The organism is Flavobacterium sp. KBS0721, assembly GCF_002007065.3.
GTDB lineage: Bacteria > Bacteroidota > Bacteroidia > Flavobacteriales > Flavobacteriaceae > Flavobacterium > Flavobacterium piscis.
In genome coordinates this window covers 2,804,664-2,821,896 of the sequence record NZ_CP042170.1, presented here as the reverse complement: position 1 = coordinate 2,821,896, position 17,233 = coordinate 2,804,664, and the positions used below count along the sequence as shown (strand labels likewise).

15 protein-coding genes are annotated in these 17,233 nt (G+C 31.0%); 7 read left to right on the top strand and 8 right to left on the bottom strand.

From position 1 onward, the window contains the following. Window positions 1-66: 66 nt before the first annotated feature. A complete protein-coding gene (gene def / locus B0M43_RS12410; protein WP_065447901.1) occupies window positions 67-657 on the bottom strand; it encodes a peptide deformylase in 591 nt (196 codons plus the stop codon). A gap of 201 nt (window positions 658-858) precedes the next feature. Between def and B0M43_RS12405 the strand changes: the two genes are divergently transcribed. Then, window positions 859-3,081 carry an FUSC family membrane protein gene (locus B0M43_RS12405; protein ID WP_078008122.1) on the top strand — a complete coding sequence of 741 codons (2,223 nt, stop codon included), beginning with the start codon at window positions 859-861 and terminating at the stop codon, window positions 3,079-3,081. A gap of 37 nt (window positions 3,082-3,118) precedes the next feature. Here B0M43_RS12405 and B0M43_RS12400 read toward each other — a convergent pair whose 3' ends face one another. Beyond that, window positions 3,119-4,615 (bottom strand): malate:quinone oxidoreductase, encoded by a 1,497-nt coding sequence (locus B0M43_RS12400; protein WP_078008123.1) that lies wholly within the window; start codon window positions 4,613-4,615, stop codon window positions 3,119-3,121. 122 nt (window positions 4,616-4,737) lie between these two features. Then, entirely contained in the window at window positions 4,738-5,154 is a 417-nt protein-coding gene (ruvX, locus tag B0M43_RS12395; protein ID WP_078008444.1) for a Holliday junction resolvase RuvX, read from the bottom strand. Between the two features lie 379 nt (window positions 5,155-5,533). On the opposite strand from ruvX, the gene B0M43_RS12390 reads away from it, so the two are divergent. Continuing rightward, window positions 5,534-7,309 carry an LTA synthase family protein gene (locus B0M43_RS12390; protein ID WP_246860229.1) on the top strand — a complete coding sequence of 592 codons (1,776 nt, stop codon included), beginning with the start codon at window positions 5,534-5,536 and terminating at the stop codon, window positions 7,307-7,309. A gap of 71 nt (window positions 7,310-7,380) precedes the next feature. Here the strand turns inward: B0M43_RS12390 and B0M43_RS12385 are convergent, their stop codons facing one another. Next, complete coding sequence (locus B0M43_RS12385; RefSeq protein ID WP_065447897.1) at window positions 7,381-8,022, bottom strand: PAS domain-containing protein; 642 nt, start codon at window positions 8,020-8,022, stop codon at window positions 7,381-7,383. Between the two features lie 288 nt (window positions 8,023-8,310). On the opposite strand from B0M43_RS12385, the gene B0M43_RS12380 reads away from it, so the two are divergent. From B0M43_RS12380 to B0M43_RS12370, 3 genes are all read left to right on the top strand, one after another. Then, window positions 8,311-9,126 carry a 2,3,4,5-tetrahydropyridine-2,6-dicarboxylate N-succinyltransferase gene (locus tag B0M43_RS12380; protein ID WP_026982140.1) on the top strand — a complete coding sequence of 272 codons (816 nt, stop codon included), beginning with the start codon at window positions 8,311-8,313 and terminating at the stop codon, window positions 9,124-9,126. Between the two features lie 105 nt (window positions 9,127-9,231). Next, window positions 9,232-10,305 (top strand): glycosyltransferase family 9 protein, encoded by a 1,074-nt coding sequence (locus tag B0M43_RS12375; RefSeq protein ID WP_246860228.1) that lies wholly within the window; start codon window positions 9,232-9,234, stop codon window positions 10,303-10,305. Beyond that, window positions 10,305-11,090 carry a glycosyltransferase family 2 protein gene (locus tag B0M43_RS12370; protein WP_078008125.1) on the top strand — a complete coding sequence of 262 codons (786 nt, stop codon included), beginning with the start codon at window positions 10,305-10,307 and terminating at the stop codon, window positions 11,088-11,090. The genes B0M43_RS12375 and B0M43_RS12370 overlap by 1 nt, the downstream gene beginning before the upstream one ends. On the opposite strand, the gene B0M43_RS12365 is transcribed toward B0M43_RS12370, so the two are convergent. After that, window positions 11,071-11,838: a Kdo domain containing protein gene (locus B0M43_RS12365; protein ID WP_078008126.1), complete on the bottom strand. Its 768-nt coding sequence runs from the start codon at window positions 11,836-11,838 to the stop codon at window positions 11,071-11,073. The genes B0M43_RS12370 and B0M43_RS12365 overlap by 20 nt on opposite strands. An 86-nt stretch (window positions 11,839-11,924) precedes the next feature. Between B0M43_RS12365 and B0M43_RS12360 the strand changes: the two genes are divergently transcribed. Continuing rightward, window positions 11,925-13,001, top strand: a complete 1,077-nt coding sequence (locus B0M43_RS12360; protein WP_078008127.1) for a glycosyltransferase family 1 protein — start codon at window positions 11,925-11,927, stop codon at window positions 12,999-13,001. 1 nt (window position 13,002) lies between these two features. Here B0M43_RS12360 and B0M43_RS12355 read toward each other — a convergent pair whose 3' ends face one another. Continuing rightward, window positions 13,003-13,869: a hypothetical protein gene (locus B0M43_RS12355; protein WP_078008128.1), complete on the bottom strand. Its 867-nt coding sequence runs from the start codon at window positions 13,867-13,869 to the stop codon at window positions 13,003-13,005. Window positions 13,870-13,997: 128 nt separating this feature from the next. Between B0M43_RS12355 and B0M43_RS12350 the strand changes: the two genes are divergently transcribed. Continuing rightward, a complete protein-coding gene (locus B0M43_RS12350; protein ID WP_168199937.1) occupies window positions 13,998-15,008 on the top strand; it encodes a glycosyltransferase family A protein in 1,011 nt (336 codons plus the stop codon). A gap of 5 nt (window positions 15,009-15,013) precedes the next feature. Here the strand turns inward: B0M43_RS12350 and B0M43_RS12345 are convergent, their stop codons facing one another. Both B0M43_RS12345 and B0M43_RS12340 read right to left on the bottom strand, forming a co-directional pair. Then, window positions 15,014-15,979, bottom strand: a complete 966-nt coding sequence (locus tag B0M43_RS12345; protein ID WP_078008130.1) for a glycosyltransferase — start codon at window positions 15,977-15,979, stop codon at window positions 15,014-15,016. 27 nt (window positions 15,980-16,006) lie between these two features. Beyond that, complete coding sequence (locus B0M43_RS12340; protein ID WP_123921834.1) at window positions 16,007-17,179, bottom strand: glycosyltransferase family 4 protein; 1,173 nt, start codon at window positions 17,177-17,179, stop codon at window positions 16,007-16,009. Window positions 17,180-17,233: the final 54 nt, after the last annotated feature.

Here is a 17,233-nt window from a genome sequence, read left to right as displayed (position 1 = left end):
GTTTATTAAAATTAGTATTAAGAATTTGATTTATTATATTTTATTGATTCTAATTTCTCAGATCAATTATCTCCCTTTTTTAGCAGCAGCAAATTTCATTCTATATTCCTGAAACGTTTTGCCTTCGGTAATATTTTTTAATTTCTTTTGAATCAATCTTTTTTTCAAAGATGATATTTTATCGGTAAACAAAATACCTTCGATATGGTCGTATTCATGTTGAATAACCCTTGCGATCAAACCATCAAAAACTTCTGTTTTTACTACAAAATCTTCTTCGCAGTATTCTATTGTTACGGTTGGTTTTCTATAAACATCCTCACGAACGTCAGGAATACTTAAGCAGCCTTCATTAAAACTCCATTCTTCACCTTCTTCGTTCACAATCTTAGCATTGATAAAAGTTTTTTTGAAACCTTTTAAATCTTTTTGCTCATCTGAAGATAAATCATCATCATCACTAAAAGGAGTTGTATCAATAACAAACAAACGAATTGGAATACCCACTTGTGGTGCAGCAAGTCCTACTCCGTAAGCGTTATACATGGTTTCATACATGTTTGCTATTGTTTCTTTTAAGTTTGGATATTCCGGCGTAATTACCTCACCCACTTTTCTTAAAACAGGATCACCATATCCTACAATTGGTAAAATCATTTGTGTTTTTTTAATATTTTATGTAATGAAAACTCCTGAATTTAGTTCTCATAATTCAGCTGGCAAAAATAGTAAAAAATAGTCAATGAATAATTCTAAAGATATATTATATCACATTTTTTACTTTCTTCTTAAATCTCATCTATAATTATGCCAAATTAATTCGTACAATTCGTACTTTTGTTTGTAAACCGTACCATAATGTTTGATCGTATCTCGAAATTTACTAACAGTACCTCTTTTTTAAACGCCTCTAAAGTAACTATTGCTTCTGTTGTTCCAGTTATAATTTTGAATTTTTTAGGTCATTTTGAAATAGGCTTTACAATTGCTTTAGGAGCTTTCTATACCTATCCCAGCGATGTTCCCAGCTCTTTATCTCATAAAATAAAAGGTCTTATTGTGGCGTCTTTTATAGTGTCAGGCGTGAATTTATTAGTAAATCTGGCGTATCCCTATCCTTATTTATTTTATCCTTTTTTAGGATTTTTACTTTTTTTATGTTCGATGATTTCTGTGTACGGGCAGCGTGCTACTTTGGTATCATTCTCTGCTTTATTATCTATTACTTTATCATTTGGACATTTGCATGAAGGCTGGGATGCTTTTGAATATTCAGGTTTTATATTTATTGGCGGAATATTGTATTTAATTGTGTCGTTGGTTTTTCATTTTGTGCAACCTTATAAATATGTTGAATTACAAATTGCCGAAGGCATAAAACTAACCGCCAAATATTTGAAATTAAGAGGTGATTTATGGAGTCCGGAAGCCAATCGCCAGAAAATTATCGAAAAACAACTTGCGATACAGGTCGATCTTAATTTAATTCACGAGGATTTACGACGAATGCTTATTGGCAATCAAAATGCATCTGGAACTACAAGTCAAAACCGAAAAATGCTTCTTGTATTTATCACTTTGGTTGAGATTCAGGAACTTGCCTTGTACACCTCTTTTGATCACAGCAAACTTCACGAAAAATTTGCCAAACATCCTGATGTTCTAAGAACATATCAAAATGTAGCCTATAAACTGGCATCAACATTAAAAAAGCTTTCTAAAAACGTACATAATATTAGTGTGTATGTTGATAAAAATGATTTGAAGAATGAACTTGATGCGCTTGAATTTGCCATTTTTGACTATGAAAAAACTTTAGGAAGGGAAGAAGCTGCAGAAGGAGTTTTGATGCTGACCAATATGTTAAAATATGCTAAGAATCAGGTTGGGAAAATCAAAATTATCCAACGCGCTTTCTCGCTTGCCATGCAGTCTTTTAAATTAAAGGATAAAGATAAAGAATTAGAAAAATTCTTAACTCCCCAATATTACCCGTTGCGCACTTTAATTGAAAATTTAAGTTTTTCGTCTTCTATCTTCCGGCATTCCGTAAGGTTAACCATCACGATTTTGATTGGTTTTACTATCGGACAGTTTTTAGCTTTTCAAAACGTCTATTGGATCTTATTGACCATTGTAGTAATTATGCGTCCAGGTTATGGCTTGACCAAAGAACGCTCTTATAACAGAATTTTCGGGACCATCCTTGGAGGTCTTTTAGCTTTTGGAATTGTATCTGTAATACAGAATCATGTGGCGCTAAGTATATTATCTATTGTATGTATGCTTTTAGGGATTTCTTTTACGCAGATCAATTATAAAATAAGTGCCACTTTTGTTACAATGTATGTGGTTTTTATTTATGGAATACTAACTCCTAATGTTGTCGAAGTTATTCAGTTTCGTGTTTTAGACACATTGGCCGGAGCCACTTTAGCCTTTTTAGCCAATCAGTTTTTATGGCCGGCCTGGGAATTTATCAATACCCCTATCCATATCGAAAACTCAATTAAAGCCAATAGAAATTATCTTAAGGAAATTGCTGATTTTTATAATAAAAAAGGCGAGATCCCTACTTCATACCGATTGGCAAGAAAAAATGCTTTTGTTGAAATTGGTAATTTAATGACCTCTTTTCAGCGTATGATGCAGGAGCCAAAATCGAAACAGAAAACGTTGCCATTAGTCAACAAACTGGTGGTTTTAAATCATTCGATATTATCTGCTTTAGCATCATTATCAACTTACATCCAATCACACCAGACAACATCAGCTTCTGAATCATTTAATTATATTATAAAAACAATACTTTCGAACTTAGATCATTCGATTTCTATTTTACGAAATAAAACTATTTTAACGGATACTTTTTTTGATAAAGAAGATGTAACATTACAATTCGAAGAGCTCAAACGCGTTAATTTTACGCGCTTAATTAAGGATGAGGAACTTGATAAAGAAACGCGCCAAGCCAAAATGCAGGAAGCTCAAATGGTCATTGAGCAATTGATCTGGATGAGTAATCTGGCCGAAAAGATTTTAAAAATTACAGAAGAATTTAAAGCAACAAATCCAGATTAATTCATCTGGATTTGTGTTTATAATATAAAAATTGAGCTTAGTTATTTAGTTTTAAAACTTCAGAAGTATGTTTTCTAAGTTCTGCTAAAAGCTCCGGCTTATCATTTAAAGTTTGTCCGTAAGAAGGGATCATAGTTTTCATTTTTGCCTCCCATTCCGGTGTTTTAATTTGATTGGTAAAACATCTGCCAATCAAATCGATCATAATAGCAACTGCAGTCGATGCTCCGGGAGAAGCTCCTAATAATACCGCTAATGTTCCGTCATGAGTATTGATTACTTCTGTACCAAATTCTAAAACACCACCTTCTTTTTCATCTTTTTTAATTACCTGAACACGTTGTCCTGCTTTCTCTAATTTCCAGTCTTTAGAACGTGCAGAAGGTAAATATTCGCGTAAAGCTTTCATTCTGTCTTTTGGAGACTGACGAACCTGCTCAATTAAATATCTTGTTAAAGGTATATTATGGAATCCCGCTGATAACATCGGAATTAAATTATTTGCTTTTATGGATAACGGTAAATCTAAATAAGATCCGTTCTTTAAGAAACGAGTCGAAAACCCAGCAAAAGGTCCAAATAACAATGCTTTTTCACCATCAATCACACGTGTATCGATATGCGGAACAGACATTGGCGGCGCTCCTACACTTGCTTTACCGTATACTTTTGCCTGATGCTTAGCAATTACCTCAGGATTGGTACACTTTAGCCATTGCCCGCTTACCGGGAAACCTCCATAACCGTTTCCTTCAGGAACGTTTGCTTTTTCCAGTAAAGGCAATGAACCTCCACCAGCACCAATAAATACAAATTTGGTGTATGCTTTTCTTGTTTGACCTGTTGTTAAATCAGTGATTTTAATTCTCCATGATTTATCTTCGCGTTGTCTTAATTTTTTTACTTCATGATTAAAATATAGAGAAACACCATCTAGTTTTTCTAAATAATTAAACATACTTCTGGTCAAAGCTCCAAAATTTACATCGGTACCAATTTCCATATGGGTTGCGGCTAATTTTTCATTAGCTTCTCTGCCTTCCATGACAAGCGGCATCCATTCTTTTAGTTTCTCAAAATCAGTACTAAACTCCATTTGAGAAAAAATAGGATTGCTTTGTAAAGCATCGAATCTCTTTTTAAGGTATTCGACATTTTTATCTCCCCACACAAAACTCATATGAGGGACACTTTTAATAAAATTATCTGGAGATGGTACTTTATTTTCTTGTACCAAATAAGACCAAAACTGACGAGAAATCTCGAAAGATTCTGCTATACTTATTGCTTTTTTAGGATCGATACTTCCATCAGCCTTCTCTGGGGTGTAATTTAATTCACAAAAAGCTGAATGTCCTGTTCCTGCATTATTCCAAGCATCAGAGCTTTCAGCAGCAGCGACATCTAAACGCTCATAAATTTCAATTTTTATATCGGGTTGCAGCTCTTTTAAAATTAATCCAAGAGTTGCGCTCATAATTCCAGCTCCAATAAGCACTACTTCACTATTGGAACGTATTGTATTGTCAGGCATAACAGTAATTTGTATTTAAAGTGCAAAGGTACTTTTTATAATTGCAAAAAAAAACTAAAATCACATGATAAAAGTTATGTTTTTACTAAAAAATAAGGTTTGAGAATTGCAAAGCTCAAAAATTAAAAACGGTTTGATGAAAGATAATCCTGAAGCATTATCGTAGCCGAAATTTCATCAATCAATCCTTTATTTTGTCGTTGTTTTTTGCTTAATCCACTATCTATCATAGTTTGAAATGCCATTTTAGAAGTAAAGCGTTCATCAACGCGAACCACTTTCATATCCGGAAAAATATTAGAGAAATGAGTAACAAATCCTTTAATCACAGCAGCACTTTCTGACGGCTGCCCATTCATTTGTTTGGGTTCGCCAATTAAAACAGTCTCTACTTTTTCTTTTAAAAAATAATCCTTCAAAAAATCGATCAAAGTATTAGTTGGAATTGTGGTCAAACCTGATGCAATAATCTGCATTTCGTCAGTAACAGCAATTCCTGTTCGTTTTTGTCCGTAATCTATAGAGAGAATTCTTGGCATTTTTCCAATTTTAAACAAAGATAGAAAGGAATTAATAACTTAAAAAATAATCTCTGTATTTTAATTTCTTAAACAAGCCCTTATAATACAGGCCATATTTTACATTATTACATACAAAATTAACATATTATCTTTTTAATCAGAAAAATGTTGTTTATTATTTCATAATTTAAAAAAAAATAAGTTCTTTTGCGACAAATTCCACGTATGTTTTAAACAATTAAATACCATGTATTTAAAAGAAATAAGGCACACGTAAAAAAATTAAAAAAACATTAATTCGCCAATGAATAACTACAAACAATGTATTGCCTTATTTTTTAAAAGATTTCTTCTCATCGTTATAATTTACCAGTTAAGCAGAGCTCTATTTTATTTTATGAATTTAGATTTGTTTGGTGATTTTACACTTCAAACTTTTACAGGAGGAATCTTATTTGATTTGGCCGCTGTCAGTTATTTGAATATTGTTTTTTTGGTTGCTCACTTACTTCCAGGGAATTTTAAATATAATAGTCTGTATCAAAGTATACTTAAGATTACTTTTTACTCTGTTAATCTTATTTTTATTGCTACTAATTTTATTGATATTATCTACTATCGCTTTACTTCAAGAAGAAGTACTTTTTGTATGATAACTGCCAAAGGTATGGAGCAGGAAGCAATAGGACTCATACCTTCATTTTTATCAGAGTTTTGGTACATTGGGCTTATTTTTATTGCTATTAGCATCTTATTCTGGAAATTACTTCCTAATTTGAATAAAAACATAACACGACAAGATTTAACTAAAAAAGACTATTTCTTAAAATTTAGCTATTTAATCGTTTCAATTGTAGTTTTATTGATTTTGGGACGTGGAGGACTGCAAAAAAAACCTATAAAAATTGTTGATGGAATTAAATACGGTGCCTTAAGCAATACTGCTTTAGTATTGAATACGCCTTTTACTATTTTAAAAACTATAACAAAAAAAGAAGATATTGATAATATTACTTATTTTAATACAAAGGAATTAAAAACCATATACGATCCCGTTATTTCATTAAAGCCTAACAAACCGGCTATCAAAAAAAACGTGGTGATTTTGATTTTAGAAAGCTTTGGTAATGAAAACATCAAACGCGGACAAACTCCTTTTTTAGATTCGCTTATCACAAAATCATATTATTTTAAAAATGGCTTTGCCAACGGAAAAGTATCTATCGACGCAGTTCCTTCGATACTTTCGAGTATTCCCAGTTTAATGAATAATTCGTTTATCACCTCAAGTTATTCTTTAAACAAAATAAATGGTCTTCCGAAAATTTTTAAAGAACAAGGTTATAAAACTTCCTTTTTTCATGGTGCTTTCAACGGAAGTCAAAACTTTGATCAATATGCCAAAGTTGCGGGATTTGATCAATATTTCGGGAAAGACGAATACACTGGTAAAGAAGCATTTGACGGACGATGGGGAATTTTCGATGAAGAATTTTTACAATTCTATGCCCAGAAATTATCATCGTTTAAACAGCCTTTTTTCAGTTCGTTATTTACTATTTCTTCTCACAATCCTTATATTATACCTGAAAAATATAAAGGAAAATTTCCTAAAGGAACGACTGTTATTCAGGAAAGTATTGCTTATAGCGATTATGCATTGAAAAAGTTTTTTGAAACTGCAAAAAAACAAAAGTGGTACAAGAACACTCTTTTTGTAATTTCTTCTGATCATACATCGGCTGGAGGCGATCAGGAAGCTGATCAAACCAATATTGGAAAATTTAGAATTCCGATCTTATTTTTCGATCCTTCTAATCCTGAATTAGTAGGTGTTGATGAAAAAAACTTCCAACAAATCGATATTATGCCAAGTATATTAGATTATCTCAACATTAAAACTGATATGGTCAGCTTTGGAAAAAGTTATAAATCCAAGAACAACTTTGTGGTATATTATCTTCAGGGAACGTACCATTATATTAAAGACGACTATTATTTGGCTTTTGCAAATAACCAGACTATTGGCTTTTACAACTGGAAAAAAGACGTTTTATTAAAAGATAATTTAATTAATAAAGACAAATCTAAAATTAAAGAATACGAAAAATTCGTAAAAGCTTATATACAATCTTTCAATGAAAGAATCATTTATAACAAATTAGCACTTTAAATAAAAAGTCCGTTTTGAGTTTTCAAAACGGACTTTTTTCCCAAATATTCAAAACCTAAAAAAAGTAAATACTATCTATTAAATAATCTTTTAAAGAAACCCCTTTCCTCCTCTTCTTCCTCTTCGTCTACAACTACTCGTTCTTCAAATTGAGCAAATTTTGCATGACCTTTTTCGTGTTCAAAAATCAGATCCTTAATATATTCAACATAACTTTTCTTTTTTTCTTCTAAAAACCCAATAAGGTATTTTTCACTAAACTCCATTCCGCTTGCCGCCTCAATCTGTAAAAGTTTTTTATAAAGAGGCTCTATATGCAATGCAATAACTTCTTGCGGTACCGCCTGACGTCTTCCAAAATAATTTACAATAACATCATTCTCATCTCGTGAAATTTCAAAATCGGTAATGACCCAATAGTATCTTCCTGATTTTGCAAGATTTTTTACAATAGCATGAAAGTTTTTTCCATTTTTAAGATTTTCCCAAAGCACTTTAAAAATTACTCGTGGCATATCCGGGTGACGAATAATATTGTGCGGTTGCCCCATTAGTTCATAATCTTCATAACCACAAACATCAACAAAGGTTTCATTGGCATATTCAATAATACCAAAAGCATTTGTTTTGCTCATAATGACCTGAGTTTTGTCCCATGAGACTTCTTTATCAATAATAGTTCTTTGTCCCTGAAGTTGATTTTCCTGATTCATGTCTTGCTGCTTATATAATTTGTTTTGGAATGGTATTTTAATTTCTCTTTTATATTTGGAGAAATTCGTGATGCGAAATTAATTAGAACAAAAAAGTCAAAACCTGACTATTGTCATATTCTGACATTAAAAAAACTTTTGATGGCACTATTTCTCAAAATTTAACTTAATAGAACAATATATTTATTTATCAAATTAAAAACAAAAAGTTAAATCTGTAACATTTTCAAAAGCTTTTACCTTTTTGCATTTGTACAAATACGTTATCTTTGCCAAAAATTAAAACTTATGAATTCTTTACAGACTATAATCGAACAAGCTTGGGAAAACAGAGCTTTATTACAAGAAACTACTACAACTGATGCTATCAGAGAAGTGATAGAATTGGTTGATGCCGGAAAATTACGTTGTGCTGAACCAGTTGGTGACAAATGGCAAGTAAACGAATGGGTAAAGAAAGCTGTTGTGATGTATTTTCCAATTCAAAAAATGGAAACATGGGAATCTGGTATTTTTGAATATCACGATAAAATGTTACTAAAAAGAGGTTATGCTGAAAAAGGAATTCGTGTGGTACCAAATGCGGTCGCACGTTACGGAGCTTATATATCAAGTGGTGTTATTTTGATGCCAAGTTATGTAAACATTGGTGCATATGTTGATGAAGGAACTATGGTTGACACCTGGGCAACTGTTGGTAGCTGTGCTCAAATTGGTAAAAATGTACACTTAAGCGGTGGTGTTGGTATTGGTGGTGTTTTAGAACCCCTTCAAGCTGCTCCTGTAATTATTGAAGATGGTGCATTTATTGGTTCTCGTTGCATTGTTGTTGAAGGTGTGCACGTAGGTAAAGAGGCTGTTCTTGGTGCTAACGTTTGTTTGACTGCTTCTACAAAAATTATCGATGTTACCGGAGATGAGCCTGTTGAAATGAAAGGTTTTGTTCCTGCACGTTCAGTTGTAATTCCTGGAAGTTATACTAAAAAATTCGCTGCCGGTGAATTTCAGGTACCATGTGCCCTGATTATTGGTACACGTAAACCATCTACAGATTTAAAAACATCATTAAATAATGCACTTCGCGAATACGACGTTGCAGTTTAAATTTAAGATTACAATATATTAAAATCCAAATTCCAATTGATAAGATTGGAATTTGGATTTTTTTTGCTTCAATTTGTAGACTCTAAATAAGATTAAGCTTTCTATATGAAGATACTTGTAATTCAACAAAAAATGATTGGCGATGTTTTGATTAGCAGTATTATATGCAATAATTTGCGTGCTGCATATCCTGATGCTCAGATAGATTATTTGGTTTATGCTTCGACAACTCCGGTTTTAGAAGGCAACACAAGTATTGACAATATTATTTTGTTTGAAGAAAAGCATCGGAAAAGTAAAAAAGAGCTACTTAAGCTTGGAATTCAGATTCGAAAAGAAAAGTATGATTTATTGATTGACGCTTATTCAAAATTAGAAAGCTGGATTTTGGTACTATTAAGTAATGCCAAACAAAAAATCTCCTATAAAAAGCCAGGCAGAAACTTCCTTTATACTGATAATGTTCCGTTTGAAGCTCTTCCTAAAACTAATTTAGGTTTGGCAATAGAAAGACGTCTTTCTTTATTAGAACCTTTAGATTTAAAAATAAAAATTGATCCAGTTCCTAAATTGTTTGTTTCTGAAAAGGAAAATCAGGAAGCAATTGCTCTTTTTGAAAAGCATAATATTCAAAAGGACCGCAAAACAGTCATGATTAGTCTTTTAGGAAGCGAAAAATTAAAAACATATCCTTTAGAATTCATGTCTAAAGTGGTTGATTATATTGCGGATAACGCCAATGTAAATATTCTTTTTAATTATTTCCCAAAGCAGTTAGAAGATGCCCAAACGATTTTTAATGCGTGTAAACCTTCAACTCAGGAAAAAATATATTTTGATTTACTAGGCGATGATCTTCGGTCGTTTATTGCTATTATGAATCAATGTGATCTCATTATAGGAAATGATGGCGGTGCTATAAATATGGCAAAAGCACTGCAAAAACCGTCATTTATTATTTTTTCTCCTTGGATAGAAAAAAGAATCTGGGCAACTTTTGAAGACGGAATTCATCATCTATCTGTACATTTAAAAGATTATCGCGCCGATTTATTTGATCAAAAGACTGAAAAAATGCTTAAAAATGAATCTTTGTCATTATACAAAGAATTTAAGCCTGAATATTTTACAGCTCAAATAGAATCGTTTGTAAATCAAAATTTAAGCAATTCGATCTAATGACTTTGTTTAAAGAACAAGCTTTAACAGCATTGGTTATTACTTATAATGAAGAGCACAATATAAAAGCTGTTCTTGATCATTTGGCTTTCGCCGATGAAATTATTGTCGTGGATTCTTTTAGTTCAGATGCTACTTTTGAAATAGCTTCTTCTTTTAAAAATGTAAAAGTTGCTCAACGAATTTTTGATGACTTTGCTTCTCAACGCAACTATGCGTTAAGTTTAGCAACAAATTCATGGATTCTTTTTATTGATGCTGATGAAAGACTTACATCTAACCTTAAAAAGGAAATCAATACTATTATTAATGAGCAAAATAGTGTTTCAGCCTATTTTATGTATAGAACTTTTATGTTCCAGAATAAAAAATTGCGTTTCAGCGGCTGGCAAACAGATAAAATCATCCGTCTGTTTAAAAAAGAAGAGGCGTATTATAATTATGAAAAAATTGTACACGAAAAATTAATCGTAAACGGATCCATCGGAAAATTAAAGAACAAATTAATACATTATTCTTATTCCGGTTATGGTGATTATAAACAAAAAATGATTCTTTATGGGCAATTAAAAGCGCAGGAAGAATTAGCAAAAAAAACGAAACCCCAATTTTTCCATTTTTACATACGACCAGTTTATCAATTTCTGAACCAATATATCATTCGCTTAGGAATTTTGGACGGAAAAAAAGGTCTTATTATTTGTTACTTAAATGCTTTGAGCGTTTCAGTACGTTTTCAGGAGCTTAAAAAGCTAAGATCAAAAACTAAGATTTCCAAAACTTAAGTTTCTTTTTCAATCTTTTCTTTCTGGCAAATTCTTCCTGAAAATGAGTAGTTGCCTGCCACATTTTTTCAAAAATTTCATCTTCTGTTTTTTCTTTGTAGAACTTTGAATATTCGTTGCTCATTACAGCATTCATTTCTTTTTTAGGCGTTAGGCGGCTAAAGTTATTCATACGCTGCTCAAAACTCATATTTTCGTGAAAATTCATTCGGTTTAAATCGACCAAAAAGAAACTATAGGTATTGTTTTCATTCTTCTTAATCAAGGTATTTCCGGGAGAATGATCTAAAAACTCAACTCCTTTTTCGTGAAGGTCGAAAGTGAATTTTGTAAACTGTCTTAAAATAAGATCGTTATCAGGATAAGCCGGAATTTCAACCAATTCTCTATAAGTCAATTCAGTTACCAAATGTTCGCTTGCATAATAACTGTCTTTTAAACCCACGATATTAAAATTTTCAAGAAATGCAATTGGTTGCGGAGTTCCAATTCCTTTTTCTAATAAAATCATGGCATATTCAAAAGAGCGTTTTGCTTTTGATTTTCTAAAATAACGATATGCTATTTTGTTTACTATATTCGGAATTTTAAACGATTTAATATTAATCTTTTTTCCGTCTAAATCAAATAATTTTATTTTATTGCGATCTCCATTCCCAAAAAGTTCGCCCGAAGAATTAAATTTTTTAATTGTATCCAGGATTAAAGGAGTATTATTTTCGAAAAGAGGATTTACTTTAAAATTCATTAGTAGCTTTTTATAAGGAACAAAAGTACATATACGATTTAACACTTCAAATTATTATTGTATTTTCGTAAAAAAAAGAAAAAAGAATGTCACAAAAGAAAAGTGTTTTTTTAGAAACTCATAATATAAATAACAGAGCTACTGGTTTAGGAACTTTTAACTATGAACTTATTAAAGGCTTGCAGCAGCTTTCTTTTGACAATCTCGAACTTCATCTTAATTCCGGCAAACCAGATTTGCTTAAAAATGAATTTGGAAATAAATTTGAATATCATAAATACAGATCATTTCATAGATACAAATATTTCAGGCCTATGGATAAATTTGATTTATGGCATTCGGTTAATCAAAATTCTAAATTAGAACCGCGAACAAGTACAAATTATCTCCTAACTATCCATGATGTAAATTTTGTTGAAGAAATATCATCGGATATGAATCATAAACGAAATCGCTTATTTCTCGATAAATTAGAAAGAGCAAATGCCATTACCTATATTTCTGAGTTTGCCAAAAAACAAACGCATGATTATTTTAAAGTTCCAAATGTCCCTGAATATGTAATTCATAACGGAAATCCTATATCAACTTTATTAGACACTTCAGACTTTACAAGTACTGTTCCTGTTGACAAACCCTTTTTCTATACTATTGGTGATTTTATTGAACGTAAAAATTATGCTTCGATTATCAATATGATGAAATTAATAAAAGATCATAATTTAATCATATCAGGAAATAATAGTAAAAAGTACGGCTCCGTGATTAGAAAACTAATCGATGATAATGGCTTACAAAATCAAGTTTTTTTAACCGGTAAGGTTAGCGATCAGGCTAAACAATATTTCATGAAAAACTGTACTGCTTTCCTTTTCCCTTCTATAAGAGAAGGTTTTGGTTTACCGCCTATTGAAGCTATGAGTTTTGGTAAGCCAGTATTTTTATCAGACAAAACCTCATTACCCGAAATTGGTGGAGATATTGCAACTTACTGGACTAATTTTGATCCTGAGTATATGAAAGCTGTTCTTTTTGACGGATTAGATCATTTTAACTCTAATAAAAATGAATTAGAAATTCTGCTGAAAAAAAGAGCTGCAAGTTTCGATTGGAAAATTGCAGCTTCTGAATATTTGAAAATTTATAATGAAATCCTGAAATAATCTATTTTTTAAATAAATGCTTAAACCATTGTCCAAAACTTTTTTTCCAAATATAAAAAGATGATGGGACTAATTTTTCTCCATTAAAATTTTTGATGATTTCATTTATAGTATTACCACTTACAAATTCTAAGCGGTTCCACTTTTCTGGTTCAATGTAAAAGAAACCACGCATTTCTTTGTAATTGCTTTTATTAACCAGCTTCCATTTTTGCATAAATGCATCTACGTTTACTTCGTCATTGTGGCCCCAATTCTTAAATTTATACTCTATTTCTTCAGATGTTCTGGAGAGCGTTTCATGCCACAATACGTTTGGCGTATATATAATTCGCTGACGTGTATTTCGTGCTACCTTATAATCAGGATAATTAGTTGCCATAAGACCTCTGGTAACTTTATCTACATATAATAAACCGTCATCAGTATACTTAAACATATTAATTAAAAAAGCAGCAATCTGTATTCTGTTTTTTTCAGGATTGTCTAAAAAGCTATCGTATTTTCTTAAATCTTTTACAAACTTTTTAAAATCCAAAAAGTATTCATCACTGTCTACTTGTATGAGCCAATTCCCGATTCCCATTTTCAAAGACAGCATGTGACGTTCTCTATTGTCATTTTCAATAGCCGAAAGTTCAGGTACATAAAAATTATCCCGATAAATTGTAATTTTATTCTGGGTGTCAAATGTTTTTATCCACTCGAAAAACTGATCATCAACCTCAAAAATTTCACCAGACCAAGTCCTGAATTTTTCATCGACTGCTAAAAAGATAGCATCAGCATCATTATATACAAGAGGGATTGAAATTTTTAGTTTTTCGTAATCATAAGAAAATAAAAAGCCTACGTGGATTTTTTTCATTTATTTAATTTTGTTAGGACAAAGATAAAAACATTCCGAAATTATCTATAAAATTACAGCTGATTCTTTAAGATAATTTTAACTTAAATATTATCTTTGCCATGTTGAAACAAAAACCGTGCAAAACTATGCAAATTCCTCAAATTTCTGTTATAATTCCTGTTTTTAACGCTGCTCCTTTTTTGCAAGAAAGCATTGAAAGTATCCTAAATCAAACATTCTCAGACTTTGAACTTATAATATTAAACGACAAATCTACAGATGAAAGTCTAGAGATCATCAAAAAAATTCAGTCTAAAGATAATCGAATAATTATTATTGATAAGGAACAGAATGTAGGTCCTGCAAACCTTAGGAATGAAGGAATTAGCGCAGCAAGAGGTGCTTTTATTGCCTTAATGGACGCGGATGATATTGCAATACCAACACGTTTTGAAAAGCAGATAGCAGTATTAAAAAACAATCCTGAAATTGGAGTCTGCGGTACAGGTTTTACTTTTTTTGGATCACAAAAAAATAAGACAATACAACACAGTACCCATCATGACGCAATAAAAGTATCTTTTTTACACAGTTGTAACATTGGTAACCCAACTGTGATGTTTAAAAAAGAGATTTTATGTGACCTAAAATTTGATAATGATTTTGTTCCTGCTGAAGATTACGATTTATGGAGCCGATTATTAGCTAAGACGAATTTCTATAATATACCTGAATCTCTGCTAAATTACAGACAACACGATAACAATATCAGTAAAACAAAAATCGATAATGTAAACCGATCTGTAAAGAGAGTCAAAATAAATCAGTTAAATGCTCTTGAAATAAATCCTGCAGATCCAAAAATTGATTTTTACCTAAATGCAGTTTCATTACAAAAAAAGCTTTCTCCTCAAGAGATTATCGAGACAATTAATGCCTCAAAAGTTTTGCTTTCGCAGAATGAAAAAATAGGATATTTTAATCAAAACTTGCTGGAAAAACATATCAATAAAGTTCTGGTGCGTACTATTCGAAATGCCAGCTCGTTTGATATTGCTTTTTATAAGCATTTAAGCAAAAACGAAAAGACTTTATTTCGTAAAATAAGCCTTTTTGACCGAATGCTTTTATATTTTAAATCTTTATTTGGACGATAAGAATTTTAAAATCCTGATTTTATATATTTCAAAAAATATTTGAATTTTAAAGATAAGCCGGCTTTATTTAAAAATTCACTGATTGCTTTTTTAGGTTCCTCTCTATTTTGAAACTCTTTAGTTTTACGCAATTTTAAAGCCTCAAATGCAGAAGCTTTTAACAACGAAGCCATCACTTTTTCTATATTTTTTGTTCTGGCTTGCGGAATATTATCATAAATCTCTTTTATATTAAGATAAGAGGAATAACGCTGAAAAAAAGTAGATTTTAAAGAAAACACACCTCCTGGATGCAACCTGTAAACAGCGGCCTGAAAATTCATAAAAGCACCTTTTCCGTGACAAAGTGCCAACGCATAAAGCGTATTATCCTTACCGTATTTAAATTTTTTATAATCTAAGGGATCAACAGCATCCTTTTTAAAAACACTAGTTAGTGTTAATGTGCAATAGGGCTGAAAAATCGTATCAAAATCAATCGTGTACACAGATGGCAAAGTCTCTTTGAAATCATTAGGCACTAGTTCAGCTCCCTTTTTATTAAAATAATCAGTCCATGTTATTACATATTCATTATTATTTTCTAAAAAGTCAACTTGTTTCTGCAATTTTAATGGATCAATCCAATAATCATCTCCTTCGCATAAGGCAATGTATTTTCCTTGTGCCATAGGAAAGGTGAGATCGCTCCAAAAATTAACTTTTTTAGAGTACTGGTTTTCCGTTTGTAAAATGGGTTTAATAATAATTGGATATTTTTCTGCAAATTCCTTTACAATAACCGCTGTAGTATCTGTAGAAGCATCGTCATGTACAATTATTTCAATAGGAAATGTTGTTTCCTGTTTTAAAAAACCTTCTAAGGTTTCACGAATAAATCCTTCATGATTAAAGGTATCGCATAAAATGCTGACAAATGGTTTTGTGTCATTATTTATCCAACTTGAAATAATGGTATTCTGATCTCTCATATTAGATTGTATTTATTTTTTGAAATATCACGAAGCGATACTTTTATTATATATTGGAATCATTTTCTCCCTAAATGCTTTTACACCAAATCCTGAAATTGCATTTTTAGATATTGATTCGTGATCAAATTGAAGTTCTTTATTCAGTATTTTTAGGATATTTTCTGCAATTGCCTTAAAATCCTTTACGGGTACAATAATACCATTTTCCTTAGTAATAAATTCATTAACGCCACCTGATTGAGTCGTAATTACGGGTAAACCTGTAAATAACGCTTCTAAAGGAGACACTCCAAAGGTTTCACAAAGACTTGTAAAAACAAAAACATCTGATTTTTGTAAAGCAGCAACAATTTGTTCTTTTGAAGCTCTTTCTACAAGTTCGATTTGTATATTTTTAAACTGAAAACTTCGAACTAAATTATTAACTTCTTCCATACAATCAGTTCCCCAGGCATTTATACCAATCCAGGTAAACTTAATTTTTTGGTAATTTAAATTGTCAATAATCTGCAACGCTCTTAATGTTTTAATCTGGTTCTTTATCGGTGCATAAGCTCCAACTGTTATAATTTCAAAATACTCACTTTTAGTTCTGTTGCAATTATTAAATATCTTTTCATCTACTGCATTCCCAACATTAATAAAATCTCCAAAAAAATAATTTGTTGCAAATTGCCTTACCAGATCGTCACTTACAACTAAATTAAATTTAGATTTTTTTAAAACTGCATCAATTTTTTTTATCTTCTGTTTGCTTACGTTTCTCAATGTAAATTGGTTATGTTCTGTAAGCAAATAGGGCGTTTTATATTCTTCGTGATAACTTAAAGCCCAAAATGCTGCATCGAAAATACTTTGTGCATGAATTAAATCAATTTCAATTTTATCCTTCTTACAATATTGATGTAAAACCCTGAAGGCCTTTTTTTCAATTACTTTTGAAAAGTAATTGTTTTTTAAAATTTTAAACGAAGGATAATATAAATACAGGATTGTTACTTTATCTTCATAAGTATTTTTTTCAATCTTAAAAATTTTCCTATAATTTTTAATTTTAAATTTAATTGGCCTGAAATTTATCAGGATAAAATTAAAATCATTACTTAATATTAAAGCCTGTTCCATAAAGAAACTTCCTAATCTTAACTTGTAATCAAGCCAGGAGCAAATCATTAAAACATTTTTCTTACTACTCAATTTTATTCTTATTTATATTAAAAGTTTACATTAAACGATTAATATAGGAATATT

Bases quoted from the DNA above. Each gene is read 5' to 3' on its own strand.
- def (WP_065447901.1), bottom strand. From the start codon at position 657: ATGATTTTACCAATTGTAGGATATGGTGATCCTGTTTTAAGAAAAGTG.
- B0M43_RS12405 (WP_078008122.1), top strand. From the start codon at position 859: ATGTTTGATCGTATCTCGAAATTTACTAACAGTACCTCTTTTTTAAAC.
- B0M43_RS12400 (WP_078008123.1), bottom strand. From the start codon at position 4,615: ATGCCTGACAATACAATACGTTCCAATAGTGAAGTAGTGCTTATTGGA.
- ruvX (WP_078008444.1), bottom strand. From the start codon at position 5,154: ATGCCAAGAATTCTCTCTATAGATTACGGACAAAAACGAACAGGAATT.
- B0M43_RS12390 (WP_246860229.1), top strand. From the start codon at position 5,534: ATGAATTTAGATTTGTTTGGTGATTTTACACTTCAAACTTTTACAGGA.
- B0M43_RS12385 (WP_065447897.1), bottom strand. From the start codon at position 8,022: ATGAATCAGGAAAATCAACTTCAGGGACAAAGAACTATTATTGATAAA.
- B0M43_RS12380 (WP_026982140.1), top strand. From the start codon at position 8,311: ATGAATTCTTTACAGACTATAATCGAACAAGCTTGGGAAAACAGAGCT.
- B0M43_RS12375 (WP_246860228.1), top strand. From the start codon at position 9,232: ATGAAGATACTTGTAATTCAACAAAAAATGATTGGCGATGTTTTGATT.
- B0M43_RS12370 (WP_078008125.1), top strand. From the start codon at position 10,305: ATGACTTTGTTTAAAGAACAAGCTTTAACAGCATTGGTTATTACTTAT.
- B0M43_RS12365 (WP_078008126.1), bottom strand. From the start codon at position 11,838: ATGAATTTTAAAGTAAATCCTCTTTTCGAAAATAATACTCCTTTAATC.
- B0M43_RS12360 (WP_078008127.1), top strand. From the start codon at position 11,925: ATGTCACAAAAGAAAAGTGTTTTTTTAGAAACTCATAATATAAATAAC.
- B0M43_RS12355 (WP_078008128.1), bottom strand. From the start codon at position 13,869: ATGAAAAAAATCCACGTAGGCTTTTTATTTTCTTATGATTACGAAAAA.
- B0M43_RS12350 (WP_168199937.1), top strand. From the start codon at position 13,998: ATGCAAATTCCTCAAATTTCTGTTATAATTCCTGTTTTTAACGCTGCT.
- B0M43_RS12345 (WP_078008130.1), bottom strand. From the start codon at position 15,979: ATGAGAGATCAGAATACCATTATTTCAAGTTGGATAAATAATGACACA.